The following is a 25,039-nucleotide window of genomic DNA, read 5'->3' on the forward strand; positions in this document are numbered from 1 at the left end:
CGAGTCGCTGTCGAGGCACGTGCCACCCCGTCCGCGGAGCGAGATCCTCAGCCGCCCGAGGGCAGCGCCCGAGGCGAGCGCGAGCGCACGGTACGGCCCAGGTGCACCGTCCCGTAGCCGGCGGTGAAGGTGCGCGGCATGCTCCCCTCCTCGCGATCCTGAGAAATCTGGATGATCTCGACCAGTCGCGCGATCTGCCCGTGGGCGTCGTCCAGCTGCTCCTCGAGGTCCAGGATCCTCCGGATCCCCTCCAGGTTGATGCCCTCCTCCTGCGAGAGCACCTGGATGTGGCGCAGCCGGGCGACGTCGCGCAGCGTGTACCGACGCCCCCGGCCCTTGGCTCGCTGGGGCACCACCAGACCGAGGCGGTCGTAGCCACGCAGGGTCTGCGGGTGCATCTCGGCCAATCGCGCCGCGACGGTGACCGTGAACAGCGGGGCGTCCACGTCCATGCGCGCGGGCAGGAAGTCCGACATGTCACTCATCCGAACAGGCCGGCACGCGGGTTTCCGGCGCCCACCGCGTCCGAGTAGCGCTTGAGGGCGTCCGTCGCCGTCGCGGACAAGGTCGGCGGAACCTCGACGTTCACCGTCACCAGCAGGTCACCGGAATCACCGTTGGCCTTGCGGACGCCCTTGCCGCGGACCCTGAACGTCCGTCCGTTCGGCGTTCCCGCCGGGACGCGCAGGCGCACCCGCGGCCCGTTGAGGGTGGGCACCTCGATGTCGGCGCCCAGTGCGGCCTCGACGAAAGTCACGGGCACGTCGAGCGTCAGGTTGTCACCCTTGCGACCGAACAACTTGTGCGGACGCACGTTGACCAACACGTACAGGTCACCCGCAGCGCCCCCGTTCTCGCCTGCGCCACCCTTGCCCTTGATGCGGATGCGCTGCCCATCGGTGACCCCGGCGGGCACACGGACCTGCATGGTCTTGGTCGAGCGGGCCCGGCCCGAACCGCTGCAGTCGGGGCAGGGATCCTCGACGATCAGGCCGCGCCCACGGCAATCCGGGCACGGCTCGGCGATCGCGAAGCCGGACGACGTCTGAGTCTCCCTCATGCCCGAGCCCTGGCACGTCGGACAGACCTTCGGGACCGTCCCGGCCCTCGCCCCGGTCCCCCGGCACGAGGGACAGGGGGCGTCCGACACCGTCTGCATCGAGACGGTCGTCCCCTCAACGGCCTGGGTGAAGTCGATGGTGACCTCACCCTCGATGTCGGTGCCGCGGCGCGGGTTGCGGGTCGAACGGCGCGACGTGGTGCCGCCGAACAGCCCCCCGAACAGGTCGGAGATGTTCTGGTCGCCGGCGGTCGCGTTGCGGAAGAGGTCCTCCATGGAGGGACCGGTCGAGGACCCGTAGCTCCCGGGGCGGGTCCCACCCGCGCCCGGGAAGCGGAAGCCGCTGCCGAACAGCGACCGCTGCTCGTCGTACTCCTTGCGCTTCTTCGGGTCCGAGAGCACGGAGTTGGCCTCGGACGCCTCCTTGAACTTGGCCTCCGCCTTGGCGTTCCCGGGGTTCTGGTCGGGGTGGTTCTCGCGCGCGATCTTGCGGAACGCCTTCTTGATCTCATCGGGCTTGGCGTCCTTGGAGACGCCCAGGACCTTGTAGTAGTCCTTCTCAAGCCAGTCCTTGGTGCTCATTGGCGCCTCCTCTCAATCGTTGCGAACAGTGCTGGTGGTCAGTTGGGGTCGGCCACGCCGACACGCGCCGGACGGATGATCCGGTCGCCCAACTGGATGCCCTTCTGCATGACGGCCGAGATGACCGTCGACGTGTGGTCCCCCTCCATCGGCATGTGCATCAGGGCCTCGTGGAGGTGGGGGTCGAACTCCTCGCCCACCTCGCCGTACACGACCAGGCCGTGCTTGGCGAACACCTTCTGCAGCGCTTCGACGACGAGGGCGAAGCCGCCGTCGAGTTCCTCGTGCTGTCGCGCGGCTTCGATGGCGTCCACCACGGGAAGCAGGTCCTGGACGACCGACTCGACGCCGCGGAGGCGCGCCACGTCGCGGTCGCGGTCGACGCGCCGCTTGTAGTTCACGTACTCGGCGTGCAGGCGCTGCAGGTCTGCGGTCCGCTCGGACAGCTCGGCCTCGAGCTCGGCCTCACGGCCGGACGCGCTCGGTACCGCGCCCTCGCCGGGCGTCGGCGTCGCACCCTCCTCGGGGGCGGGAGCGGCATCGTCCAGGGCGGACGGGTCGTCCGGCACCTCGATCGGGGCCTCGGGGCCGTCCTCCATGGGCTCGTCCTCGGGGACGAACTCGTCGGATCCGTTGCTCACGTCATCTCCTCCTCATGCGGACGGGCCGGCTGGGCGGCCCCATCGGAGCCTACCCAGCCGACCCACCGCGTCACTTGTCGTCGTTCTCGTCGTCGACGATCTCGGCGTCCACGACGTCGTCATCGCCCGCGGCCGAGCCACCCTGGGGTGCGTCCTCCTGCGTGTAGGCCTGGTCGTCGCCGGATGCCTGCTGCTTGGCCTGGGCGGCGGCGTACATGGCCTGCCCCATGGCGGACGCCTTCTCGTTGAGGTCGTCCATGGCCTGCTTGACCTCGTCGTCGTTGTCGGTGCCCTTCAGGGCCTCCTTCAACTTGTCGAGCGACTCCCGGACGGGGGCCTTCACGTCGTCGCCGATGGTCTCCTCGTTGTCCTTGAGGAGCTTCTCGGTGCGGAACGCCAGCGCGTCCGCCTCGTTGCGCATCTCGACGGACTCGCGACGCTTCCGGTCCTCCTCGGCGTGGGCCTCGGCGTCCTTCATCATGCGGTCGATGTCGTCCTTGCCGAGGGCGGAGCCGCCCGTGACGGTCATGGACTGCTCCTTGGAGGTGGCCATGTCCTTGGCGTTGACGTGCACGATGCCGTTGGCGTCGATGTCGAAGGTGACCTCGATCTGCGGCACGCCGCGCGGGGCGGGCATCAGGCCGGTCAGCTCGAAGTTGCCGAGCGACTTGTTGTCACGGGCGAAGTCACGCTCACCCTGGTACACCTGGATCATCACCGAGGGCTGGTTGTCCTCGGCCGTGGTGAACACCTCGGAACGCTTGGTCGGGATCGTGGTGTTGCGCTCGATGATCTTCGTCATCACGCCACCCTTGGTCTCGATGCCGAGGCTCAGCGGGGTCACGTCGAGCAGCAGGACGTCCTTCACCTCGCCCTTCAGCACGCCGGCCTGCAGCGAGGCGCCCAGGGCGACGACCTCGTCCGGGTTGACACCCTTGTGGGGCTCCTTGCCACCCGTCAGCTCCTTGACCAGGTCGACGACGGCGGGCATGCGGGTCGACCCACCGACGAGGATGACGTGGTCGATCTTGCCGACCGTGGTGTTGGCGTCCTTGATCACGTTGTTGAACGGTGCGCGGCAACGGTCCAGCAGGTCCTGGGTCATGCGCTGGAACTCGGCGCGGGTGAGCCGCTCGTCCAGGTGCAGGGGGCCGTCGGCGCCCGCGGTGATGTACGGCAGGTTGATGTGGGTCTCCTGCGCGGCGCTCAGCTCGATCTTGGCGCGCTCAGCGGCCTCCTGGAGGCGCTGCTTGGCCATCTTGTCCTTGGACAGGTCGATGCCGTGCGCGTTCTTGAACTGCGTGGCGAGCCAGTCGACGATGCGCTGGTCCCAGTCGTCGCCGCCGAGGCGGTTGTCGCCCTTGGTGGCCTTGACCTCGAAGACGCCGTCGGCGATCTCCATCAGGGACACGTCGAACGTGCCACCACCGAGGTCGAAGACGAGGATGGTCTGCTCGACGTCACCCTTGTCGAGGCCGTACGCCAGCGCGGCGGCGGTCGGCTCGTTGATGATGCGGTCGACGGTCAGGCCCGCGATCTCGCCGGCCTCCTTGGTTGCCTGGCGCTCGGCATCGCCGAAGTAGGCCGGGACGGTGATGACCGCGTTGGTGACGGTCTCACCGAGGTAGGCCTCGGCGTCCCGCTTCAGCTTCTGCAGCACGCGCGCGGAGATCTCCTGCGGCGTGTACTTCTTGGAGTCGATGTCGATGCTCCAGTTGGTGCCCATGTGGCGCTTGACCGAGCGGACCGTCCGGTCGACGTTGGTCACCGCCTGACGCTTGGCGACCTCGCCGACGAGAACCTCGCCGTTCTTGGCGAAAGCAACGACCGACGGCGTCGTGCGGGCGCCCTCGGCGTTGGGGATGACAGTGGGCTCGCCGCCCTCGAGGACGGCGACGACAGAGTTGGTGGTGCCGAGGTCGATACCGACTGCACGGGCCATGGTGATTTCCTCCGTTGGTCTATGGTGACTTCAGTTGTTGAGCCTAGCACGCTCAATCTGAAAGTTGAGTTCACCTGACTCAACTCCGGGCAGCTTCAGGGTATTCCCGGCGCCCGAGACGGACCGAGACGGACGAAGCCGGCCAGCAGTCGCTGGCCGGCTCCACCGACTCGACGCGAGGATCAGGCCGTCGCGTGCCCGTAGGTGTCGATGAACTTCTCCACCAGCTCGCGAGCCTCGCGGTCCTCGATCTGCACCGGCGGGTGCTTGCTGAAGTAGGCGGCCGGCTCGACGATGGCACCGGACAGGCCGGCGTCCAGCGCCAGCTTGCAGCAGCGGATCGAGTCGATCGCCACGCCGGCCGAGTTCGGCGAGTCCTCCACCGACAGGCGCAGCTCCAGGTTCATCGGCACGTCGCCGAAGTGCGTCGACTCGATGCGCAGGAAGCAGACCTTGTTGTCCTTCTGCCACGGCACGTAGTCGGACGGCCCGACGTGGATGTCGTAGGGGTCGATGTGCTGACCGCGCGCCTCGATCATCGACGTGACGGCCTCGGTCTTGGAGGTCTTCTTGTCGGCCAGGCGCTCCCGCTCCAGCATGTTCAGGAAGTCGGTGTTGCCGCCGGTGTTCAGCTGGTAGGTGTGCTTGATCTGCATACCCCGGTCCAGGAACAGGTTCGTGAGCGTGCGGTGCACGATCGTGGCGCCCACCTGCGCCTTGATGTCGTCGCCGACGACCGGCAGGCCGGCGTCCGCGAACTTCTGCGCCCACTCCTCGTTCGACGCGATGAACACCGGGATGGCGTTCACGAAGCCGCAACCGGCCTCGATGGCGGCGTTGGCGTAGAACTCCGTGGCCTGCTGCGAGCCGACCGGCAGGTAGTTCACGACGATCTCGGCACCGGACGCCTTGAGCGCGGCTACCACGTCGACGGGCTCGTCGGCCTCGTCGACCGGCACGACGTCGGCGGTGTACTTGTTGACGCCGTCCAGCACCGGACCACGCTGCACCACGACGCCGGTGTGGGGCACCTGGGCGAACACCGTGGTGTTGTTGGGCTCGGCGTAGATCGCCTCCGCCACGTCACGACCGACCTTGGCGCTGTTGACGTCGAACGCGGCGACGATTTCGATGTCGCGGACGTGGTAGCCGCCGAAGTTGGCGTGCATGAGCCCCGGGATGAAGGCGTCGTCCGCGGCGTCCTTGTAGTACTCGATGCCCTGGATCAACGAACTCGCGCAGTTGCCCACGCCCACCACGGCCAGCTTGATGGTGCGAACACCCATCGGTCTCCCGCCCCCTTGATTCTTCTGTTGTGTCTTCGGCGCGCGTGGCAGACTGCCCGCGTGCTCCGGTCTGACGAAATTTCCCGCCTCGTGGTGAACACCTGCGACGAGGTTGTTATTCCACGCTTCCGTCACCTCGCTGCGGACGAGGTCGCAGAGAAGTCACCCGGAGACCTCGTCACGGTGGCCGACCGCCTGGCCGAGGAGGTGCTGACGGACACGCTGACGAGGTGGTTCCCGGACGCGACGGTCATCGGCGAGGAGGCGGTCGCCGCGGACCCCTCCCTCGTGCAGCGCATCGACGACGGGCTCGTGTGGCTCATCGACCCGGTCGACGGCACGGGCAACTTCGTCGCGGGCAACGACGAGTTCGGCATGCTGCTGACCGAACTGGTCGACGGAGACCCCGTCCGATCGTGGATCTGGCGCGCGGGCGTCCGTCAGATGCTGGTCGCCGAGCGCGGCGCTGGCGTCCGGGTGGACGGCGAGCCGCTCGCCCCGCCGACCCCGGCGCGCGACCTGCTGGTCGGCGGCGTGGCCGGCGAGTACGCCCACCTGCGCGGACCCGGCCTGGCCGAGCCCTGGCCGATGACGGGCAGCTGCACCGGCGACTACCCGGCGATCGCGCTGGGTCAGCGCGACTACCTGATCCACAACGGCCGGCACCCGTGGGACCACTGGCCCGGCATCCTGGTGCTGGAGGAGTTGGGCGGCGTCGTGCGGTTCCTCGACGGGACGCCCTACGCCACAGCCTCCGCCTCGCCCGAGAAGCTCCTCGCGGCCCGGAGCCCCCAGGTGTGGGAGGCCGTCGCGTCCGCCGCGGGCACCCTGCCGCGCCTGCGGGGCGTCACCCTCTGAGCGCCGGGACGAGCGACAACAACCCCTCGATGACCATCGCCACCGCGATGGACGCGATGATCATGCCCATCAGCCGGGTCATGATGACCCGCAGCGTGTGGGACATGCGGGAGCCGATCACCGGAGCGAACCACAGCACCACCAGCAGCAACGCCAGGACGGACGCCGCGGCCACCACCACGGCGAGGTGACCCGCGACGTCGCGCGCCTGCCCCGTGAACACGATCAACGACGTGATCGTCCCCGGCCCGAGGAGCATGGGGAAGGTCAGGGGGTAGAACGACACATCGGACGCCGCCTCCGCAACCGCGTCCCCCTGCGCGACGCCGGTGTGGAGCGCACCGCGTCCGGGGACGGGCTCGTCCCCACCGGTGCTGGGGTGCAACGCACGCGCGCGCATGCGCGCCTTCTCCTGGGGCGTCCCCTCGTGGGCGGCGCTGCCACCGTTCAGCATGGTCAGGCCGATCATGGCCAGGACGACCCCTCCGGCGACCCGGAAGTGGTCCACCGAGATGCCGAAGAACCCCAGGATCGCGGTGCCGCTCGCCATGACCACTGCGGCCATGACGAGGCTGTACAGCACGACCCGCACCACGGTGCGGCGCTGGCTCGCGTGGTCCATGCCATGCGTGAGCGCGAGGAACGTCGGCAGCACCACGAACGGATTCATGACCGCGAAGAGCGCGCCGAAGGCACGCACGAGCAGGGGGACGTCCACGCCGGAATCCTCGCACCGGCGGCCCCCGGGCCCCGCATCGGCGGAGGGATTACCTCTTCACTCGCGTCAGCGCCGGTCAGGACGCGCTGGGCCGCAGTTGTACCTGGACCCGGTCGAGGTTGCGCACCTGCTCGCGGAGGGCGTCCTCAACCCGCCGGGCCACGGCGTCCGCCTCGGCCAGGGACAGCTCGGCCCCGGCGTGGACCGTGGCGTCCCCCTCCATCCGGTGACCGACCCACCGGGCGCGCACCTGCTGGACCTCGGTGACCCCGTCGACTCCGGCGGCGGCCCGGGTCATGCGGTCGATGATGGCGGGATCGACGCCGTCCATCAGCCGGCGCACGATGATGACGAGCGAGTTGATCAGGATTCCCGAGATGGCGACAGCGATGAGGAGTCCGGCCACGGCGTCCGCGCCGGGGAAGCCGAGCCAGACGCCGACCACGCCCGCGATGACCGCCAGCGACGTGAAGCCGTCGGCGCGTGCGTGCTGGCCCTCGGCGATGAGGGCGGCCGACCCGATGCGCCGGCCCGTGCGGATGCGGTACTCCGCCACGATCTCGTTGCCCAGGAAGCCGATGATGCCGGCCGCGAAGACCCAGCCGAGGTTGGTCAGCGGGCGCGGGTTGAGCAGCGCATCGATCGACTCGACGACGATCAGGACGATCGAGGCGACGATGACCACGGTGATGAAGAGCCCGACGAGGTCTTCCGCGCGTCGGTAACCGTAGGGGTAGCGCTTGGTGGGCTTCCGGCGTCCGATCTGGAAGGCCATGATCAACGGGATCGTCGTGGCCGCGTGGCCGAGGTTGTGGATCGTGTCGGCCAACAGGGCGATCGAGCCCGACAGCCAGACGATGACGATCTGCAGGAGAGCTGTCGCCATCATGCCGGCCAGGCCGATCCACGCGGTCCGGATGCCGTCGCGGGTGGATTCCTCGGCCGTCTGGATGGCGTCCACCGAGTCGTGGGCGTGCGGGATCAGCGCGTGCTTGACCCTGGCCCAGAGGCCGCCATCGTGGAGGTGGTCGTGGTCGTCGTGCTCGTGGTCGTGGTGCTCGTGGTCGTGGTCGTGGTGTCCGTGGGCGGGGTGTCCGTGGTCGTGCGCGTCGTGGTGGTCGTGTTCGTCATGGTGGTGGACGCCGTGGCGGGCCGGCTGGGTGTGGCTCATGCGATGGCTCCCTCGGCCGGGACGTCCGGGTGGTGGTGGGCAGGATCGGGAGACAACGCGTGCTCGGCGTTGTACAGGGCATCGGTGACGAGTCGGGCGATGTGCTCGTTGGCGACCCGGTAGTGGATCTGGACGCCGTCGCGGCGCGTCTGCACCAAGCGGGCCATGCGCAGTTTCGCGAGGTGCTGGGAGACCGAAGGGGCGGGCTTGCCCACGAGGAAGGCGAGCTCCCCCACGGTGAACTCCCGCCGTGCCAGGGCCCACAACAGCCGCACGCGGGTGGGGTCCGCCAGCATCCGGAACACGCCGACGGCCAAGTCGACCTCGTCCTCGGTCGGCAGACTGACCTGCATATGTGCATCCATACGCAGATAGTAGCGGCCGGCGGGCGTGGCGCACATCCGCCGGCGCCCGCCGACCTTGCGGCAGTGTCAGGCCTGCCCGCTCCCGGCGATGTTCACGTGCCACAGGATGCCGAACTTGTCGACCAGTTGGCCGTACTCGTCGCCCCACATCTGGCGCTCCAGGGGAACGATCACGGTGCCCCCGTCGGACAGCCCGGCCCAGTAGCCGCTGAGGGCGTCAGCGTCATCACCGGAGAGGCTGATCTGGACGTTGGTGCCGGGGTTGTACTCCCCCATGCCCGGGACGAAGTCGCTGGCGAAGAGATGCAAGCCGGCGTCGGTGTCCACCGACGCGTGCATCACGCCGTCGGCGTCCATCCCGGACTCACGGAAGGTGCTCAGTTGGAGCGTGCCGCCGAGAACCTCGGCGTAGAACGCCATCGCGTCGGCGCAGTCGCCGTTGAAGGTGACATACGGATTGAGTTGCTGGGCCATGGGTGTGCTCTCCCTTCGAGCCCGGGGCGGGCTCAGGCCAGCATGCCATTCGGCAAGGACGACCAACAGCCCCCGGATGGTCCTACACCTCGTCGGGGGATCCCCCGGCCCAGGTGGTCAGGTAGAAGATGAACAGCACCGCGGTGATGACGTGCACCACCGTGCACCAGGTGCAGATCTGCCCGATCAGCACGAACTCGGCGAACACCAGGTACAGGACGAACAGCATCCCGACCCCGGTGTAGATCGTCCCCACCAGGCGGCCGCGCCGCAGGCCGAGTCGCCGACCGAGGAACGAGAACACCACGCCCCCGATGGTGTAGAGCAGCCCCAGCAGGGCGACGGGGATGCCGACCACGTACGCCCACTGGCTGGTCGTGACCGATTCGCAGTTGACGAACGTCCCCGACGAGCAGGCGAGCACGGAGTCGGCGGCGAAGTGGTCGTAGGTCAGGTACGTCGACACGGCGAGCGCCGCGATCCAGAGCAGCTTGATCCACAGGGGGCTGGGGTCGGCCCGACGGACGCCGGCGTCCGGGGCCGACCGCTGCTGCGTCATCCCAGGACCCTCTTGGCGGCGACGACGCCGGGCGACATGCACACGTCGGAGGGCTGGTCGTTCGTCAGCTCACAGATCTGGGCGGTCGTGACGTTCGCGGCGCCCAGGATGCCCTGCGCCTCGGGGGAGTTTGTGTCGGCGAGCTTCGCGGCAACGGAGTCACCGGTCTTGCCGGGCAGGTAGCCGCCCTGGGTGAACGGCTGCAGGAACGGCGTCCCGCTCGTGTGCGTGCCCCAGTAGAGCCACGGGTAGCCGGTCATGCCGTGCTCCTGGGCGATCCTCTCGTCCTCGGGCGAGAGCTTCTCGAGGTCCTTGCCCTGGGCGTCCTTCATCTCGTAGCCCTTGAAGACCAGGTGGTCGCTCGTGTAGGTGGAGTTCAGGTAGGAGACGGTCGGGATGCTGCCGAGCTCACCGCCCGGCGGCGTCTTGGCGGCCTTGAGGCCTTCGAAGTCACCGAACCGTTCCAGGGCGATCGTCAACGGCCAGCGGGTGAACCCGCAGTAGGAGCAGTACTCGGCGCCGATGTAGAGGAGTCGCGGCTTGCCGTCCTGCATCTGCACCTGCCCACCCGGGATCGGCGTGGCCGGGGAGACGGTCAACGAGCCGGGACCGACGGCGTCCAGCGACCCGGCGGGGACGTCCTTCAGCGCGGCGACATACGCCTCCGAGCCACCCGCGGCCTGCGGACGGTTCATCCCGACCGCGATGATGACGCCCACGACGACGAGGAGGAGTGCCGCCACCCCGGCCGCGATGCCGAACATCCGGTTGCGGCGAGCGGTCGCCGCCGCCCGTTCGCGCTCTGCAGCGAGCCTGGCGCGCGCCGATGCCTGCGCCGCACTGTTCTGCTGCTTGCCTGCCTTCGCCATGATCTCCCTGTCCGTCGACGATTCGCAGCACAGCCTACCCAGCGCGTCGAACCCGCGGCACGTGCTCGGCAGGAGGACGACCCGCCGGGAGGATCACTCCACCGTCCGGTCGGCCCGGGCCAGCACTGCGGCGGGGATCGTCACTCCCAAGCGGGCGGCGGCTCCCTCGTTCACCGAGAGTTCCAGGTCCTTAGCCGTCTCCACGGGGATCTCCCCGACCTTGGTCCCGGACTTGAGCATCTCCGCCGCCATGCGTCCGGTCTGGACGCCCTGGGCGCGATAGTCCACCGCGTACGCGGCCAGCGCCCCGCGCGTGACCGAGTCGGGGTCCGACACGATCAGGGGGACGCCGTTCGCCTCGGAGACCTGCACCACGGATTCGATCGCGGACACGATCGTGTTGTCGGTCCCGACGAAGAAGGCGTCGACGTCCTTCAGCGACTCCGCCGCCTGGGCGACCTCGGAGGAGTTCGCGACCGTCGCCTCGCGCACCTCGAGCCCGAGCCCGGGGGCGGCGTCCTTCACCATCCCCGCCTGGATGTGGCTGTTGGTCTCCGCGGAGCTGTACAGGAGGCCGATCGTCCTCGCCTCGGGCAGGATCTCCCGGATCAGGGCCAACTGGTCGGCCACCGGGGGGAAGTCCGAGGTGCCCGTGACGTTGCCCCCGGGCTTCTCGAGGCTGGCGACCAACTTGGCCCCGACGGGGTCGGTGACGCCGGCGAAGAAGATCGGCTTGTCCGGAATCGCCTGGGCCATGGCCTGCGCCGTGGGGGTCGCGATGGCGACGATGATGTCCTTGCTGGCGAAGGAGGCCGCGATGGACGCCAGGGTGGCCTGGTCACCGGAGGCGTTGCGATCCTCGTAGACGACGGCCTCGCCCGCGTAGCCGCCCTCGGCCATGCCCTCCTTGAACCCCTCGCGCAGGTCGTTCAGCGAGGGATGGTCGACGATCTGGGCGATGCCGATCTGGTACACCTTCGCCGGCTGCACGGTGGCGGTGGGGGCGGCCGAGCAGGCGGCCAACCCGACGGAGGCGGCGGCGAGCAGGGCGATCACGGAGCGGCGAGAGGCAAACGGCATGGCCTCATTTTCCTGTCCCGGGCACGGCAGCCACAACGGCGTCTCACCGAGGGTCAGCGGTCACGTTCCTTCGACCTCTTGTCGCGGCCCGCGAGGACGACGGCGAACGCGGGCGCCACCTTGGCGCGGGTCTCCAGCACATCGGCCAGGGACTTCCACACGGCGGGCTCGACATCGGCGAACTCGGTCCCCCGCGCCCACACGAGGACGGTCTGCGCCGCTACGGCGTCCAAACCTGAGGCGAGCGCGGCGGGTGTCGCCACGTCCCCCAACCCGAGCGCGCGTCCGAGTTCGGTCAGGACCATCCTCCGCGGGTCGTTGCCCAGATCCTCGGGGAGCTGCAGCACCTTGGGGGCCCACCCGGCGAGGCGCCAGTCCCCCGAGACGGAGGCAGCATCGGCCTTGGTGGTGTAGAACCCCGGAGCGAAGGCAGCAGTCATGGGGGCCAGCCTAGTGCGAGCTACCCTTGCGGCATGTTCGGACGTTGGGGAATGACGCAGCCTCGCATGGTGGACCCGCGCCTCGCGCTGGCGGGACGTGACGAGTCGATCCTGCCCGGGGGTGCGGTGCACGACATCTTCGGGGTCGACGTGCGCGACACCCCCGAGGGCTCGGAGGTCGCGTACTTCGCGCTCGGCTGCTTCTGGGGTGCCGAGAAGCTGTACTGGATGACGCCCGGCGTCACCAACACGGCGGCCGGTTACATGGGTGGCTTCACGAGGAACCCGACCTACGAGGAGGCCTGCTCGGGGCGCACGGGCCACGCCGAGGCGGTCCGGGTCACGTTCGATCCCTCCCGCGTGAGCTACGACGAGTTGCTCCGCATCTTCTTCGAGAACCACGACCCCACCCAGGGCATGCGCCAGGGCAACGACATCGGCACCCAGTACCGCTCCGCGATCTACACCACCAGCGCCGAGCAGGCGAACGCCGCCGCCGCGGCCCTGCAGCGCTACGGGGACGCGTTCCAGGAGGCCGGGTTCGGCGAGGTCACCACCGAGCTCGTGACCGAGCCCACGCCCTTCTACTTCGCCGAGCCCTACCACCAGCAGTACCTCTTCAAGGTCCCCAACGGCTACTGCCCCGTCCACGCCACCGGAGTCACCTGCGGCTGAGGACCACATCTACCCAGCGCCGAGGGCTCGGGTTCGGTGCGCCGAGGGCTCGGGCTCCGGCATCGGCGTCCGTGCACCTAACCGGCCGGGTGGCCGAGCTGGGCCGGTCCCACCCGGAAGGGCCGCATCATCTCGTTGTCCTCGTGCTCGACGATGTGGCAGTGCCACACGTAGCGACCCGCCGTGTCGAACTGGGCCCGCAGCCGCGTGACCTGACCCGGGTAGGCGATGACGGTGTCCTTGACGCCGGTCTCCCAGGACTCGGGGGGCACGGGGACCGAGCCGGGTGCGACCTGCACCGTGCCGGCCTCCTCGTCGACCTCGATGTCCTGGCGGTCCACGACCTCGAACTTCACCTCGTGGATGTGCATCGGGTGGGCGTCCGCCGTGGCGTTGTACAACTCCCACACCTCCGTGGTCCCCGTCGCCGGGGTCTCCGTGACGGCGTCCATCCACTCGTGGTGCTGGAAAGTCGCAGGCCCCGTCCCGGGGTCGCCCTTGATGGTGCCGAGCATGGCCGCCGCCGGCGCGTCGTCGAAATGCATGGACATCATCTCGACCAACGCCAGCTTCCTGGTCTCCGTGGCGACGGGCAGGGGCGTCCGCGTCGGCAGCAGGAGGTTCGCCGGCGTGGTGGTCGGATCCGGGCCGACGGGCGGCGCCACACGGAACAGCAGCACCTGACCCGTGGTGTCCTCATCGGCGACGGGGAAGTCCTCGCCTGGGACGCCGCCCCCGAACGGCTCATCGGGGCCGACGTTGCACAGGACGTGGTCGCCCACGGCCACGTTGGTGAAGTCGACGACCAGGTCGGCTCGCTCGGCCGGGCCCATCAGCAACCGGTTCCCGTTGGTCGCGGTGAGGTTCACGGGCGCGCCGTCGAGGAAGCCGCCCTCGTTCCCGATCTGCCAGACCTCCACACCGGGGATGGCGCCGAAGTCGAGGATCAGGAATCGGGACTGGCAGCCGTTGAGGAGCCGCAGCCGGTAGCGCCGCTGCTCGACGATCTGGAAGGGCCAGGTGGCGCCGTTGACCATGATGGTGTTGCCGAAGAACTCCGGGTTCCAGATCGGTGAGATGTCCGACTCCGGGACGAAGGGCCCCGCCACCTCGTCGAAGAACTCCCGGCTGTCGGGGTAGAAGAGCGAGCCGTCGTCGTTGAAGGATCGGTCCTGGATGGCGATCGGGATCTCGTAGTAGGTCTTGTTCGACGGGAACTTGTCCCCCTCCTGGGGCGCGGGCCCCGGCAGGACGGCCTTCAGGCCCGTCGTGGCGTCCAGCACCTCGTCCTGGGGGCCGCCCCGGATGATGTAGAAGCCGGCCGGACCGGCGTAGACGTTCAGCCGGGTCAGGCCGAGGGTGTGGTCGTGGTACCAGTTCGTCGACGCGCGGTCGGTGTTCGGGTACTGGAAGGTGGCGCGACCGGGGCCCCACTCGGCACCGAACGTGGCCGCCGCCTTCTCGGCGAAGAATTCGTACCACGTGCCCTCGGTTGCGTAGTCGGACGGGATGTCGTTCGCGGCCGGGAGGTACCAGGCCTCGGGGTAGCCGTCGCTCTCATCGCCGACGCCCGCGGCACCGTGGACGTGGGTGACGATCGGCACCGGCCCGGTGTACGGCTCTGGTGTCTCCTCGAAGTGGGGCCGATGGTCCCGGTGCATCGTCCCCCCGGGCGGGTTGGCCCAGTGCAGGGTCGGGTCGACCGGCAGCAGGTGGGGCAGGTGGTTGCCGTCGGCGTCCACGAGGTCGTTGATCCACGTCACCCGAACCGGACGCCCCGCCCTCGCCTCGATGGTCAGCGAGGGTGCGTGGTGGAGGAGCGGTCCCTTCCGGGACGCGGAAGACACGGGGCCGTACCCCCACACGGTCGTCTCCGGCCACCCCGGGGGCAGGATCTGCTGGGCGAACTGCTTCATGGAGATCTCGTAGTGGTCCACGTTCTTCCCACCCCGGACCACGGTGGTTCCCGCACGCGGCATCACGGGTGGGATGAGCAGGGCCGTCTGGAACTTGGGCACCGAGTGCGGGTCCAGCGGATCCCCCGTGGTGGTCGAACTGACCGCGCGCGCGGGCACCTCCACTGCCACCGCCCGTCCGTCCACCACCCCCAGGAACCACAGCCCGACTCCTGCCCCCGCTGCCCTGAACAGATTGCGCCGACTGAGCACGGTGATCCTCCTCGTCGAGTCCGTACGGCATCATGGTCAGCCAGCGCGGCCCCGCGCACAAGGGGGCCCCCGACCCCTTTCGGTCGGAGGCCCCTTGTGAAGTGGCTGTCAGAGGCGATTCTCGCCCTTGGCCTCGCCCGGCCACGTGTCGGTCACCGGCTCATCGGTGCCGAAGGGAGCCGCGGGCACATCGCCGACGTCCTGGGTGTCCTCGGCGGCGACGCTGTCCGTGGCGACACTGTCCGCAGCGGAGGCGTCGTCCTTGAGGTCAAAGGCCTCTGGCGAGTTGGTCCGGGACTCCCGGGCCGCCTCGCGCGCCGCGTTCACCTGGCTCTGGAAGTCGGCCACGGTGTGGCGTCCGCGCTCGGCCAAGTCGTGGAAGGCCTTGGTGGCTTCGTCGAAGATTCCCTTGAACTGGTCGGGCATGGCGTCGACGAACTGGCGGAAGTTCGGGTCGACGCCCTCCGGCGTGTGCTCGGCGATCTGCTGGCGCTGGGCCTCGTAGAACTCCTTGGCCTTCTCCGCGAGCACCTGCGCGGCGCCGGCCGCGGCATAGGCGGTCTCGGTCGCGAACTTGAGGACCGCGTCACCCAGTTGCTCGGGGGTGAACTTCTCGCCGGCGGCGAGGTGGGCGTGCTCGGCCTTGACGTCGAACTCCTCGACGGTCTCGCCCTCGGGCTTGGTGGTGGGCGGCTCGTTGTACTGGTCGGACACGTTGTACGGGTCGGACGTGTTGTACTGATCGGACGTGTTGAACTGATCGGACATGTTCACTCCTCGGTGGACGCCGGAGGTTCCGGCTGGGGTTGGGGTACGTCGGCCCCTCCGTCCGGGTGGACGAACGCCAGGTAGACGGAGATGAGGGCCTGCTTCTGGGCGGCGGTCAGGGCCGGATCGGCATGGACGGCCCGCTCCACCGACGTCGGACGGACCTCGTCCGGGTCGATGATGCCGGCGCGGACGTACAGGGACTCGGCCGACACCGACAGGGCGGTGGCGAGCTGGTTCAGCACCTCCGCGGACGGTTTGCGCAGCCCACGTTCGATCTGGCTGACATAGGGATTGGAGATGCCCGCCCTCTCGGCGAGCTGCCGCAACGACATCTCTGCCGCACGACGCCGGGCCGCGATGAAGTCACCCAGCGGCAGCCGCTCGTGCTGCTCGATGACCTCATTGCGTTCCATGTCACAAGTCTGCTAGCAGGAGTTAGCACTGACAACCCCCCGACCCCCGGATGGCTACCCTGATGTCCCCCCGACAACGCCCTCAGGGTGCAAGCCCCGGCAGCAAGCGGGCAGGGCCGCTACGCTGGCGCGGGACACAATCGAAGGAGACCGCCGTGACCTCACCGGACCAACCGATCCCCGGCATGGGCGCCATTCCCGCGGAGGGGGGCGTCGCCTTCCGCGTGTGGGCACCGCACGCCGACGCGGTGGCGGTCTTCGGCGACTTCAACGGGTGGGACGCCGAGGCTGACGCGCTGGCGTCCGAGGGCAACGGTTTTTGGTACGGCTTCGTGGCCGGGGCCGAGGTGGGGCACGAGTACAAGTACCAGGTCACCAACGGCGAGAACTCCTTCTCGCGCGTCGACCCCTACGCGATGCAGGTGACCAACTCCGTCGGCAACGGTGTCGTGTACGACCACTCCTCCTTCGACTGGGAGGGCGACACCGCGCACTGCCCGCCCCACCACGAGTTGGTCATCTACGAGATGCACATCGGGTCGTTCGGGGGGCAGGATTCCGAGGGCGCCGTCGGCCACCTCGACGATGCGATCGCCCGCCTCGACCACCTGGTCGACCTCGGCGTGAACGCGGTCGAGGTGATGCCGATGGCCGAGTTCGCCGGCGACATGAGCTGGGGTTACAACCCCGCGCACATCTTCGCGGTCGAGAGCGCCTACGGCGGCCCCGACGCGTACAAGGCGTTCGTGAAGGAGTGCCATCGTCGCGGCCTGGCCGTCATCCAGGACGTCGTCTACAACCACTTCGGCCCGTCCGACCTCGACCTGTGGCAGTTCGACGGGTGGAGTGAGAACGGCAAGGGCGGCATCTACTTCTTCAACGACGACCGCAGCGAGACCCCGTGGGGTGACACCCGCCCCGACTACGGACGCGGCGAGGTGCGGACCTTCATCCACGACAACGCGCTCATGTGGCTGCGCGATTACCACGTGGACGGCCTGCGCCTCGACATGGTCCCCCACATGTACACCCACCAGGGCAACTACCTGCCCGAGGGCTGGTCGCTCATGCGCTGGATCAACGACACCGTCCGCGAGGAGTTCCCCGGCCGCATCATGATCGCTGAGGACCTGCACAAGAACCCCCTCATCACCGACGACGCCACCGACGGGGCCGGCTTCCACGCGCAGTGGGACGCCGCCTTCGTCCACCCGGTCCGCGCCGAGCTGATCTCCCCTGACGACGACGTCCGCTCGATCGGCGCGATCGCCGACGCGCTCGCCCACCACTACGGCGACGCGCTGGAGCGGGTCATCTACACCGAGTCCCACGACGAGGTCGCGAACGGGCGGGCCCGGGTGCCTGAGGAGATCGAGCCCGACAACGCGACGGGCTGGCCCGCCCAGAAGCGGTCCACCATCGGCGCGGCCCTGGTGATGACGGCGCCCGGCATCCCGATGATGTTCCAGGGGCAGGAGTTCCTCGAGGGTGGCTGGTTCCGCGACGACGTCCCGCTGGACTGGAAGCGGCGCGACGACTTCTCCGGCATCGCCCGCCTCTACAGCGACCTGATCGACCTCCGCCTCAACCGGGGCGGGGTCACGCGCGGCCTGACCGGGCGCGGACTGACGATCCACCACATCAACGAGGACGACAACCTGCTCGTCTTCCACCGGTGGCTCGACCACGGCCCCGGCGACGACGTCATCGTCGTGGTCAACCTCTCCGCGTCCCCCATCGAGTACCGGCGCATCGGCCTGCCGTCCAGTGGGTTGTGGAAGCTGCGCTTCAACTCGGACGCCACCCTCTACAGTTCCCTGTTCGGCAACTTCGAGAGCTTCGACCTGGAGGCCTACGAGGAGGACGCCGACGACATGCAGTGGCACGGCAACGTGTCCGTGGGCCCGTACTCGGTCCTGGTGTACAGCCAGGATGCGTGACGTGATCCGCTCACGACGGCCGGTCGACTCCCTGGACGAGGAGGGCCGTACCCTGTTGCTGTTCGAACACCGGGTCGTCGAGCTGAGCCCCCTGGCCCAGGCGGTCTTCGAGGCTGCCGCGGAGGGCATCTCCGTGGACGCGCTGGCGGACCACCTCGTCGCCGCCTTCGGCCCGCCGACGGAGGAGACCCCCCGCGCCGCGGTCGAGCGCGTCGTGCAGGAACTCCGCCTGGTGGGCGCCCTGGAGCCCGCCGACGACAGCAACCCCGATCCCGTGAGGAGCCAACCATGACCCCCACCACCTGTGTGCGCGTCCCCCACGTGCTCCTGCCCTCGGCGTCCGTCGACGTCCACCGGTGGGCGGTGATCGCGTGCGACCAGTTCACCTCCCAGCCCGAGTACTGGGCCCAGGTCGAGGAGATCGTCGGCGACGCCCCCTCGACGCTGCGGATGGTGCTACCCGAGCTGCACCTCGGGGAGCCGGACGTCGCCGAGCGCGTCCACGCCTGCCAGACGGCGATGCACGACTACCTCAGCCGCGGGCTGCTCGAGCCCCACGAGGCGATCGTCCTCGTGGAGCGCACCCTCAGCGGGGGCGTCCAACGTGGCCTGGTGGTCGAGATCGACCTCGAGGCCTACGACTTCACGTCCACGGCCACCACGCCCGTGCGCTCCACCGAGGGCACGGTGCTGGACCGTCTACCGCCGCGCATGGCCGTCCGTCGGGACGCCCCGCTGGAGTTGCCGCACATCATGGTGCTGTACGACGACCCCGACGGCACCATCCTCGCGCCGGTGGAGGCCGTCCGGGACGCGTTGCCCGTGGCGTACGACGTCGAGCTGATGCTGGGGTCGGGGCACGTGACCGTGCGCCTCATCGAGGACGCCGCGGTGCAAGCCGCCATCCTTGCCGGCCTCGGCGCGCTCGTCGAGCCCGCCGCGTACGCGGCCCGCTACGGCCTGGACGCCGAGCACCCCTTGCTGTTCGCGATGGGCGACGGCAACCACTCCCTGGCCACCGCGAAGGCGATCTGGAACGAGCACAAGGCCCAGGGCGCCGGGGCGGACGACCCGGCCCGTTGGGCGCTGGTCGAGCTGGTCAACCTGCATGACGCCTCGCTGTCGTTCGAGCCGATCCACCGCGTGGTGTTCAACGGCCCCGCCGTGGCGGACGCCGTGGTCGCCGACCTGGACGCGGTCGAGCGCCGGGCCGAGTCCCTCCAGACCGCCCTGGACGCCGTGGCGTCCGGCCCGGCCGACGGCGTCCAGCGGATCGGCGTCGTGCGACCGGCCGGCATCTCCGTCGTGGAGGTCACCCATCCGAGTCACCAACTCGCGGTGGGCACCCTGCAGGCTGTCCTCGATCGGTGGCTGGCCGCGCACCCGGACGCCGAGATCGACTACGTCCACGGGGAGGACGTCGCCGCGGACCTGGGCGGGCGCGACGGGAACGTCGCCTTCCTCGTGCCCGGCATCGGCAAGGACGCGTTCTTCCGCTCCATCGCCGTGGACGGTCCCATGCCGCGCAAGACTTTCTCCATGGGCCACGCCCGCGACAAGCGCTTCTACCTGGAGGCCCGCGCGATCCGGTGAATTTCTCCCACGCGGCATGAATACGACAGGGAGTCGGACTAGGCTCGTGGCACCGAAGCACCAGCTACGAGGAGGTCTTACCAATGGAGCATGAGATCACCGAAAACCCACTACGGGGTGTCGAGGCCACGATCGGCTCGGGTCACTACGGCGTTTTCGACCAAGGCGCGCACGTGTGGTCCTGGCAGCCCGATGGCGCGGCCCCCGTCCTGTGGATGAGTGCGAAGTCCTGGTTCGCGGATGGCCAGCCCATCCGCGGCGGCATCCCGATCTGCTTCCCGTGGTTCGGCAACGGTCGGGCCGGGGACCAGACCCCCGGACACGGCTTCGCGCGCCTGGCGACCTGGCACCTGAGTGACCTGAAGGACACGCTGGACCGCGACGGTCGCCTGATCGTCGAGTACACCCTCGACAACGCGATGACCGGCGAGCAGCCCGATTGGCCGCACCGCTACAGGGCCCGCTACGTGGTCAAGTTCACCCCCGAGTACCTCGGCCTGACGTTGGAGATCACCAACACCGGCCAGAGCGTCGTCCCGCTCGACAACGCGCTGCACACCTACCTCGCCGTCGGTGACGTGCGTCAGGTCAAGGTCAGCGGTCTCGACGGCGCGGAGTACCTCGACAAGGTCACCGGACGAGCCGAGATCCAGTCCGGCGACGTCACGATCACCGGCGAGACCGACCGTGTGTACCGCTCGACCGGCGAGGTCACCCTCGAGGATCCCGTGCTCGGCCGCAAGCTGGTCATCGCCAAGTCCGGCTCGGCGAACACCGTGATCTGGAACCCGTGGGTCGACAAGTCCGCCGCGATGCCGGACTTCGGCGACGACGAGTGGCAGGGCATGATCTGCATCGAGGCCGCCAACGCGCTCGCCGACCAGCTCACCGTCCGCCCGGGCGAGACCCACACGCTGCGCCAGCGCATCACGCTCGCCTGACCCTCTCCGACAAGGTCACGCCCGCCATCCCGCTAGGGTGGCGGGCGTGACGCTGCTCGAACTCCACGGCCTGGGTGCCCGCGTGCCGGTCACGGTCCGGGGCGAACGCGCGTCCGAGGCGGCGGACGCCCTGCGTCGCGCCTGGTCGCGGTGCCTCAGGCCGCGTGGCAGCGAGGTCGACGCCGAGCCCCTGACCGCCGAGCTGAGTGGCGACGTGGACGCCTTCCTGCAGGGGTTCACCCAACGGGTGACGGGCGCCGTGATCACCGCGCAGCGCGGCAAGTTGTTCATGTTCCACTCGGGGGCGGTCACCGACTCCGCAACCGGCGCCGCGATCGCCTACGTCGCTGCGGGCGGCACCGGCAAGACGACCCTGTCGGCCATCCTCGGGCGCACGCACGGCTACGTGAGCGACGAGACGGTCGGCTTCACCCCGAACGGCCGGATCCTCCCCTACGAGAAGCCGCTGTCCGTGCGCCCCCGTCCCTTCGCGGGCGTGAAGGAGGAGGTCTCCCCCGACGACCTGGGCCTCGTGCGCGTGCACACCGAGCCTTACCTCCACCGCTTCGTCCTCATCAAGCGCGACGAGTCGCTGTCGTCACCCGTGGTCGAACGGCTGTCGGTGGCGGACGCCATCGTGAAACTGGCCTCGGAGAGTTCGTCGCTCAGTTCGCTCGAGCGGCCCCTGCGTTCCTTGGCCGCGTTCCTCCACCGACGCCCTCCGACCCTGTCGATCACGTACGCCGAGGCCGAGCAGGCGCGGGACATCTTGCTCGAGGCCCTGGCCGAACCGGCGCCCTGACCTCAGCGGTGGTTGTCGACGGGGCCGGGTGGCCACGCCTTCGCGATGACCTTCCCCGTGATCCGGTCGGCCGGGACGAACGTGGCGCAACCCTTGGCGTCCGTCGCGCCGCGACAGGCGGCGACCGAGTCGGCCGAGTTGGAGCGGTGGTCCCCCAGCACGAGGTAGGAGTCCGCGGGGACCTCGATCGGCCCGAAGCAGCGCGCCGAGCGGGGTTGACTCTCGCAGTCCAGCCCGCCCGCGGTGAAGGGGATGTCCTGGTGCAGGTACGGCTCGTCGACGGGCGCGCCGTTGACGACCACGCGGCCGTCGGCGTCGCAGCACGTGACGGTGTCACCCGGCGTGCCGAGCACGCGCTTGACGGTGTAGGTGCGATTCGAGATCCCGATGCCGGTCACGTCGCCGAACAGTCGCACGGCCGCGATCAGGGGATTCGCCTCGGGGGGACGCCTCGGATCGTCCCAGGTGGTGCCGTGGCCGAAGATGATGATGTCCCCGCGCTGGGGCGGGGAGTTCAGGTAGGGCAGGTTGGAGGAGAGGACGCGGTCGCGGACGCCGAGGGTCTCCTGCATCGACCCGGACGACACGCTGTGGACGCGTACGACGAACGCCTGGACCAGGGACACGATCGCGAGCGCCACGAGGATGTTGCCCAGCAACACCAGCCACAGGGGCGTCGGCCGGCGCGGGCGCCTGGTCGAACCGAGCGGCGCGGGCGCCTCCTCATCGCTCATGACTACCCCTTTCACCGCCAGCATAGGGCGTGGCGCAGGGCGTCCGGCGGTTGGCGGCGCGACAAACCCACGCAGGCGCGTCGGCGGTGGACGCACTGGGGGGAACCCGCGGCGAGCGGACCCGGCGCGTGTTGGCTAAGGTGTCGCCCAAGCACGTCCATTTCAGGGAGGAAATGAATGTCCCGCATCGCGTCTGACAAGTATCGCTCCAAGGTGATGTCGGCCCAGGAGGCCGCGAAGTTCATCAACGACGGCGATCGGGTCGGCTTCTCCGGGTTCACCGGCGCCGGCTACCCCAAGGCCCTGCCCGAGGCCCTCGCCCACCGGATCAAGGCCGCCCACGAGGCCGGCGACGAGTTCAAGATCGCCTCCTACACGGGCGCGTCCACCGCTCCGGAGCACGACGGCGAGCTCGCGGCGGTGGACGGCATCTCGATGCGCATGCCGTACCAGTCCGACCCGGTCATGCGGAACAAGATCAACGCCGGCGTGTCGGAGTACAACGACGTCCACCTGTCGCACTCGGGCCCGCAGGTGCGTCACGGCTTCTGGGGCGACCTGGACGCCGCCGTCATCGAGGTCACGGCCATCAAGGACGATGGCACGGCGATCCCCAGCTCCTCGGTCGGCAACAACACCGTCTACCTCGAGAAGGCCGACAAGATCATCCTCGAGGTGAACTCGTGGCAGTCGCTCGACCTCGAGGGCATGCACGACATCTACGCGATGGGGCTTCCCGGAACCAACCGGCCCATCCCGATCATGAACCCCGGTGACCGCATCGGTTCCACCACCTACAACATCGACTGGGAGCGCGTCGTCGCCGTCGTCGAGACGGACGCCGAGGATCGCAACTCGCCGTTCAAGCCCTTGGACCAGGACTCCAAGACGATCGCCGAGAACCTGCTCGACTTCCTGGGCAACGAGGTGAAGCAGGGCCGGATGCCCAAGAACCTCCTGCCGATGCAGTCGGGTGTGGGCAACATCGCCAACGCGGTGCTGGTCGGCCTGAACGAGGGCCCCTTCGAGCGCCTGACGTCCTACACCGAGGTCATCCAGGACGGCATGGTCGACATGATCGACTCGGGCAAGCTGCTCGTCGCGTCGGCCACGGCCTTCTCCCTGTCGCCCGAGGCCGCGGCGAGGATGAACGACAACGCCAAGAAGTACCGCGACCACATCGTGCTGCGCCCCCAGGAGATCTCGAACAACCCCGAGGTCATCCGCCGACTCGGCGTCGTGTCCTGCAACGGCATGATCGAGGCCGACATCTACGGCAACGTGAACTCGACCCACATCATGGGCTCCCGCATGCAGAACGGCATCGGCGGCTCGGGCGACTTCACCCGCAACGCCTACATCTCGTGCTTCGTGTCGCCGTCGCTGGCCAAGAACGGCCACATCTCGGCGATCGTGCCGATGGTCTCGCACCACGACCACACCGAGCACGACGTGCAGGTGATCATCACCGAGCAGGGTCTCGCCGACCTGCGCGGCCTGTCGCCCAAGCAGCGGGCCAAGGTCATCATCAAGAACTGCGCGCACCCGGACTACCGTCCGATGCTCGAGGAGTACCTCGAGCGCGCCGCGGCCCACGCCAACGGCGAGCACACGCCGCACGACCTCAACACGGCGCACGCGTGGCACCGCCGCTTCCTCGAGAACGGCACGATGAAGGCCTGACCCTCCATCACCTGTTCGTCCCGACCGGGGCGTCGGCTCGCGCCGGCGCCCCGGTCGGCTTTGTCGGGGACGCCGTGCTGCACGGGGCTCCGTGCCCACCCCGGTAGACTCGGCGGCATGTCCGACCCGTCCGCGCAGCCCACCATCGGCACGGCCGTCCGGACGGTCGACCCCGGGGTCGATCACCGCAGCGGCGAGCCCAGGCGCCCCGTTCTCGTGGCGCTGGCGTCCGGCCTCTTCCTAACCGGGCCCGCGTTCGTCGTCGCCGGGCTGCTCTGGGCCTTCTGGCGCAGCGTGCGCGAGTTCCCGGACGCGGCGTGGCTGAACGGGGTCGTCGAGACCGAGCCGGGCAGCCTGGTCCGCGTCCTGATGGTGGTGGCGCTGTTCGTCGTGACCCTGCTCATCGGTGCCGGCGGCATCATCGCCGGCCACTACGCGTGGCGCGGCTACGGATGGGCGCGGCGCGCCGGGATCGTCGCGGCCTCGATCTCCCTGCTGGCGCTGCTGATCAACTGGGTGGCCTGGCTCGGGATCCCGCTGATCGTGCTGGGGGCGGTCCTGTTGTGGACGCCGTCGGCCCGGTCGTTCTTCGAGCGATGGCACCTGCGTCGGCACCCGACTCCGCCGACGATCGAGGCGCCAGGCGACGTGTTCTACGGTCCGCTCCCCCGCTATCGGTAGGCTCCGGCGCGTGGACACACGCATCCTCAACGCCCTGGGCCGCATCGTCCGCGACGTGGCCCGAACCGGCCTGCGCGAAGCCGTACGGCGATCGACCGCTCCCACGCGACGTGAGCCGGCGTCCAGGCCGTCGGCACCGAGGCGGCGCGGCGCGCCCACGGCGTCCGGGTACCCCGGGGACTTCCGGGGGATGCCCCCCGTCGAGTACGCGCCCGTGCGCGGCGACCGCCCCGATCCGGGCGAGGTCGTGTGGGCGTGGGTTCCCTATGAGGAGGACCACTCCCGTGGCAAGGATCGCCCGGTCCTGCTGGTCGGGCGCGACGGGCCGTGGCTCCTGGGGCTGCAGCTGACCAGCCAAGACCACGACTTCGACGCGGCCCAGGAGGCTGCCGCGGGACGCCACTGGGTCGACATCGGGCACGGCGCCTGGGACAGCCAAGGTCGCCAGTCGGAGGTGCGCGTCAACCGCGTCCTCCGCCTCGACCCGGACGCCGTGCGTCGCGTGTCGGTGTCCCTGCCGAGGGACCTGTTCGACGAGGTCGTCGCCGGGATGCGCCGACACCTCTGAACCCGATCCGCCCAACGTCGCGCCC

At 69.4% G+C, this 25,039-nt stretch carries 27 protein-coding genes; 10 read left to right on the forward strand and 17 right to left on the reverse strand.

Features of this window, described 5'->3' with window-relative positions:
- Nucleotides 1-47 precede the first annotated feature (47 nt).
- The 5 genes from AC5YDV_RS09360 to AC5YDV_RS09380 form a co-directional block, all read right to left on the reverse strand.
- Nucleotides 48-476, reverse strand: a complete 429-nt coding sequence (locus AC5YDV_RS09360) for a heat shock protein transcriptional repressor HspR (protein WP_496183273.1) — start codon at nucleotides 474-476, stop codon at nucleotides 48-50.
- A 5-nt stretch (nucleotides 477-481) separates the two neighbouring features.
- The gene (gene dnaJ / locus AC5YDV_RS09365; RefSeq protein WP_496183272.1) at nucleotides 482-1,642 is read right to left on the reverse strand and encodes a molecular chaperone DnaJ; all 1,161 of its coding nucleotides are present in this window, start codon (nucleotides 1,640-1,642) and stop codon (nucleotides 482-484) included.
- 38 nt (nucleotides 1,643-1,680) lie between these two features.
- Entirely contained in the window at nucleotides 1,681-2,283 is a 603-nt protein-coding gene (gene grpE, locus AC5YDV_RS09370; protein ID WP_496183271.1) for a nucleotide exchange factor GrpE, read from the reverse strand.
- A 70-nt stretch (nucleotides 2,284-2,353) separates the two neighbouring features.
- Nucleotides 2,354-4,225: a molecular chaperone DnaK gene (gene dnaK, locus AC5YDV_RS09375; protein WP_496183270.1), complete on the reverse strand. Its 1,872-nt coding sequence runs from the start codon at nucleotides 4,223-4,225 to the stop codon at nucleotides 2,354-2,356.
- A gap of 182 nt (nucleotides 4,226-4,407) precedes the next feature.
- Nucleotides 4,408-5,511 (reverse strand): inositol-3-phosphate synthase, encoded by a 1,104-nt coding sequence (locus tag AC5YDV_RS09380; RefSeq protein ID WP_496183269.1) that lies wholly within the window; start codon nucleotides 5,509-5,511, stop codon nucleotides 4,408-4,410.
- A gap of 60 nt (nucleotides 5,512-5,571) precedes the next feature.
- Here AC5YDV_RS09380 and AC5YDV_RS09385 point away from each other — a divergent pair, with 60 nt between their 5' ends.
- The gene (locus tag AC5YDV_RS09385) at nucleotides 5,572-6,369 is read left to right on the forward strand and encodes an inositol monophosphatase family protein (protein ID WP_496183268.1); all 798 of its coding nucleotides are present in this window, start codon (nucleotides 5,572-5,574) and stop codon (nucleotides 6,367-6,369) included.
- Here AC5YDV_RS09385 and AC5YDV_RS09390 read toward each other — a convergent pair.
- The 8 genes from AC5YDV_RS09390 to AC5YDV_RS09425 form a co-directional block, all read right to left on the reverse strand.
- Nucleotides 6,359-7,087 carry a MarC family protein gene (locus AC5YDV_RS09390; protein WP_496183267.1) on the reverse strand — a complete coding sequence of 243 codons (729 nt, stop codon included), beginning with the start codon at nucleotides 7,085-7,087 and terminating at the stop codon, nucleotides 6,359-6,361. The two genes, AC5YDV_RS09385 and AC5YDV_RS09390, sit on opposite strands and share 11 nt — an antisense overlap.
- 76 nt (nucleotides 7,088-7,163) lie before the next feature.
- On the reverse strand, nucleotides 7,164-8,258 hold the full coding sequence (locus tag AC5YDV_RS09395) for a cation diffusion facilitator family transporter (RefSeq protein WP_496183266.1): 1,095 nt from the start codon (nucleotides 8,256-8,258) through the stop codon (nucleotides 7,164-7,166).
- Entirely contained in the window at nucleotides 8,255-8,611 is a 357-nt protein-coding gene (locus tag AC5YDV_RS09400; protein ID WP_496183265.1) for an ArsR/SmtB family transcription factor, read from the reverse strand. The genes AC5YDV_RS09395 and AC5YDV_RS09400 overlap by 4 nt, the downstream gene beginning before the upstream one ends.
- A 78-nt stretch (nucleotides 8,612-8,689) precedes the next feature.
- Nucleotides 8,690-9,097, reverse strand: a complete 408-nt coding sequence (locus tag AC5YDV_RS09405) for a VOC family protein (RefSeq protein ID WP_496183264.1) — start codon at nucleotides 9,095-9,097, stop codon at nucleotides 8,690-8,692.
- Nucleotides 9,098-9,179: 82 nt separating this feature from the next.
- The gene (locus tag AC5YDV_RS09410; RefSeq protein ID WP_496183263.1) at nucleotides 9,180-9,656 is read right to left on the reverse strand and encodes a vitamin K epoxide reductase family protein; all 477 of its coding nucleotides are present in this window, start codon (nucleotides 9,654-9,656) and stop codon (nucleotides 9,180-9,182) included.
- Nucleotides 9,653-10,525, reverse strand: coding sequence for a DUF929 family protein (locus tag AC5YDV_RS09415; protein ID WP_496183262.1), 873 nt, complete (start codon nucleotides 10,523-10,525; stop codon nucleotides 9,653-9,655). Before AC5YDV_RS09415 ends, AC5YDV_RS09410 begins: the two co-directional genes overlap by 4 nt.
- A gap of 93 nt (nucleotides 10,526-10,618) precedes the next feature.
- Nucleotides 10,619-11,605 (reverse strand): ABC transporter substrate-binding protein, encoded by a 987-nt coding sequence (locus AC5YDV_RS09420; RefSeq protein ID WP_496183261.1) that lies wholly within the window; start codon nucleotides 11,603-11,605, stop codon nucleotides 10,619-10,621.
- A gap of 53 nt (nucleotides 11,606-11,658) precedes the next feature.
- Entirely contained in the window at nucleotides 11,659-12,045 is a 387-nt protein-coding gene (locus AC5YDV_RS09425) for a hypothetical protein (RefSeq protein WP_496183260.1), read from the reverse strand.
- Nucleotides 12,046-12,096: 51 nt separating this feature from the next.
- Between AC5YDV_RS09425 and msrA the strand changes: the two genes are divergently transcribed.
- On the forward strand, nucleotides 12,097-12,720 hold the full coding sequence (msrA, locus tag AC5YDV_RS09430) for a peptide-methionine (S)-S-oxide reductase MsrA (RefSeq protein WP_496183259.1): 624 nt from the start codon (nucleotides 12,097-12,099) through the stop codon (nucleotides 12,718-12,720).
- Between the two features lie 77 nt (nucleotides 12,721-12,797).
- On the opposite strand, the gene AC5YDV_RS09435 is transcribed toward msrA, so the two are convergent.
- The 3 genes from AC5YDV_RS09435 to AC5YDV_RS09445 form a co-directional block, all read right to left on the reverse strand.
- Nucleotides 12,798-14,888, reverse strand: a complete 2,091-nt coding sequence (locus AC5YDV_RS09435) for a multicopper oxidase family protein (protein ID WP_496183258.1) — start codon at nucleotides 14,886-14,888, stop codon at nucleotides 12,798-12,800.
- A 108-nt stretch (nucleotides 14,889-14,996) separates the two neighbouring features.
- A complete protein-coding gene (locus AC5YDV_RS09440; protein WP_496183257.1) occupies nucleotides 14,997-15,656 on the reverse strand; it encodes a hypothetical protein in 660 nt (219 codons plus the stop codon).
- Nucleotides 15,657-15,658: 2 nt separating this feature from the next.
- The gene (locus AC5YDV_RS09445) at nucleotides 15,659-16,072 is read right to left on the reverse strand and encodes a helix-turn-helix domain-containing protein (RefSeq protein ID WP_496183256.1); all 414 of its coding nucleotides are present in this window, start codon (nucleotides 16,070-16,072) and stop codon (nucleotides 15,659-15,661) included.
- 155 nt (nucleotides 16,073-16,227) lie between these two features.
- Here AC5YDV_RS09445 and AC5YDV_RS09450 point away from each other — a divergent pair, with 155 nt between their 5' ends.
- From AC5YDV_RS09450 to AC5YDV_RS09470, 5 genes are all read left to right on the forward strand, one after another.
- Entirely contained in the window at nucleotides 16,228-18,012 is a 1,785-nt protein-coding gene (locus AC5YDV_RS09450; protein ID WP_496183255.1) for an alpha-amylase family glycosyl hydrolase, read from the forward strand.
- Between the two features lies 1 nt (nucleotide 18,013).
- Nucleotides 18,014-18,304, forward strand: a complete 291-nt coding sequence (locus tag AC5YDV_RS09455) for a PqqD family peptide modification chaperone (RefSeq protein ID WP_496183254.1) — start codon at nucleotides 18,014-18,016, stop codon at nucleotides 18,302-18,304.
- On the forward strand, nucleotides 18,301-19,605 hold the full coding sequence (locus AC5YDV_RS09460) for a DUF1015 domain-containing protein (RefSeq protein ID WP_496183253.1): 1,305 nt from the start codon (nucleotides 18,301-18,303) through the stop codon (nucleotides 19,603-19,605). Before AC5YDV_RS09455 ends, AC5YDV_RS09460 begins: the two co-directional genes overlap by 4 nt.
- Nucleotides 19,606-19,688: 83 nt before the next feature.
- On the forward strand, nucleotides 19,689-20,546 hold the full coding sequence (locus AC5YDV_RS09465; protein WP_496183252.1) for a D-hexose-6-phosphate mutarotase: 858 nt from the start codon (nucleotides 19,689-19,691) through the stop codon (nucleotides 20,544-20,546).
- Between the two features lie 46 nt (nucleotides 20,547-20,592).
- Nucleotides 20,593-21,348 (forward strand): hypothetical protein, encoded by a 756-nt coding sequence (locus AC5YDV_RS09470; protein ID WP_496183251.1) that lies wholly within the window; start codon nucleotides 20,593-20,595, stop codon nucleotides 21,346-21,348.
- 2 nt (nucleotides 21,349-21,350) lie between these two features.
- Here the strand turns inward: AC5YDV_RS09470 and lepB are convergent, their stop codons facing one another.
- Complete coding sequence (gene lepB, locus AC5YDV_RS09475) at nucleotides 21,351-22,082, reverse strand: signal peptidase I (RefSeq protein ID WP_496183250.1); 732 nt, start codon at nucleotides 22,080-22,082, stop codon at nucleotides 21,351-21,353.
- A gap of 177 nt (nucleotides 22,083-22,259) precedes the next feature.
- Here lepB and scpC point away from each other — a divergent pair, with 177 nt between their 5' ends.
- From scpC to AC5YDV_RS09490, 3 genes are all read left to right on the forward strand, one after another.
- Nucleotides 22,260-23,765, forward strand: coding sequence for a succinyl-CoA:acetate CoA-transferase ScpC (gene scpC / locus AC5YDV_RS09480; RefSeq protein WP_496183249.1), 1,506 nt, complete (start codon nucleotides 22,260-22,262; stop codon nucleotides 23,763-23,765).
- A gap of 117 nt (nucleotides 23,766-23,882) precedes the next feature.
- Entirely contained in the window at nucleotides 23,883-24,446 is a 564-nt protein-coding gene (locus AC5YDV_RS09485; protein ID WP_496183248.1) for a hypothetical protein, read from the forward strand.
- A gap of 10 nt (nucleotides 24,447-24,456) precedes the next feature.
- Nucleotides 24,457-25,014, forward strand: a complete 558-nt coding sequence (locus tag AC5YDV_RS09490) for a type II toxin-antitoxin system PemK/MazF family toxin (RefSeq protein WP_496183247.1) — start codon at nucleotides 24,457-24,459, stop codon at nucleotides 25,012-25,014.
- The last annotated feature ends 25 nt before the right edge of the window (nucleotides 25,015-25,039 follow it).

The sequence above is a fragment of the Propioniciclava sp. LT432 genome (assembly GCF_059515965.1).

Bases quoted from the DNA above. Each gene is read 5' to 3' on its own strand.
- scpC (WP_496183249.1), top strand. From the start codon at position 22,260: ATGTCCCGCATCGCGTCTGACAAGTATCGCTCCAAGGTGATGTCGGCC.
- dnaK (WP_496183270.1), bottom strand. From the start codon at position 4,225: ATGGCCCGTGCAGTCGGTATCGACCTCGGCACCACCAACTCTGTCGTC.
- AC5YDV_RS09465 (WP_496183252.1), top strand. From the start codon at position 19,689: ATGGAGCATGAGATCACCGAAAACCCACTACGGGGTGTCGAGGCCACG.
- AC5YDV_RS09360 (WP_496183273.1), bottom strand. From the start codon at position 476: ATGTCGGACTTCCTGCCCGCGCGCATGGACGTGGACGCCCCGCTGTTC.
- AC5YDV_RS09460 (WP_496183253.1), top strand. From the start codon at position 18,301: ATGACCCCCACCACCTGTGTGCGCGTCCCCCACGTGCTCCTGCCCTCG.
- AC5YDV_RS09445 (WP_496183256.1), bottom strand. From the start codon at position 16,072: ATGGAACGCAATGAGGTCATCGAGCAGCACGAGCGGCTGCCGCTGGGT.
- msrA (WP_496183259.1), top strand. From the start codon at position 12,097: ATGACGCAGCCTCGCATGGTGGACCCGCGCCTCGCGCTGGCGGGACGT.
- AC5YDV_RS09485 (WP_496183248.1), top strand. From the start codon at position 23,883: ATGTCCGACCCGTCCGCGCAGCCCACCATCGGCACGGCCGTCCGGACG.
- AC5YDV_RS09395 (WP_496183266.1), bottom strand. From the start codon at position 8,258: ATGAGCCACACCCAGCCGGCCCGCCACGGCGTCCACCACCATGACGAA.
- AC5YDV_RS09420 (WP_496183261.1), bottom strand. From the start codon at position 11,605: ATGCCGTTTGCCTCTCGCCGCTCCGTGATCGCCCTGCTCGCCGCCGCC.
- AC5YDV_RS09400 (WP_496183265.1), bottom strand. From the start codon at position 8,611: ATGCAGGTCAGTCTGCCGACCGAGGACGAGGTCGACTTGGCCGTCGGC.
- AC5YDV_RS09425 (WP_496183260.1), bottom strand. From the start codon at position 12,045: ATGACTGCTGCCTTCGCTCCGGGGTTCTACACCACCAAGGCCGATGCT.
- AC5YDV_RS09405 (WP_496183264.1), bottom strand. From the start codon at position 9,097: ATGGCCCAGCAACTCAATCCGTATGTCACCTTCAACGGCGACTGCGCC.
- AC5YDV_RS09380 (WP_496183269.1), bottom strand. From the start codon at position 5,511: ATGGGTGTTCGCACCATCAAGCTGGCCGTGGTGGGCGTGGGCAACTGC.
- lepB (WP_496183250.1), bottom strand. From the start codon at position 22,082: ATGAGCGATGAGGAGGCGCCCGCGCCGCTCGGTTCGACCAGGCGCCCG.
- AC5YDV_RS09415 (WP_496183262.1), bottom strand. From the start codon at position 10,525: ATGGCGAAGGCAGGCAAGCAGCAGAACAGTGCGGCGCAGGCATCGGCG.
- AC5YDV_RS09440 (WP_496183257.1), bottom strand. From the start codon at position 15,656: ATGTCCGATCAGTTCAACACGTCCGATCAGTACAACACGTCCGACCCG.
- AC5YDV_RS09410 (WP_496183263.1), bottom strand. From the start codon at position 9,656: ATGACGCAGCAGCGGTCGGCCCCGGACGCCGGCGTCCGTCGGGCCGAC.
- dnaJ (WP_496183272.1), bottom strand. From the start codon at position 1,642: ATGAGCACCAAGGACTGGCTTGAGAAGGACTACTACAAGGTCCTGGGC.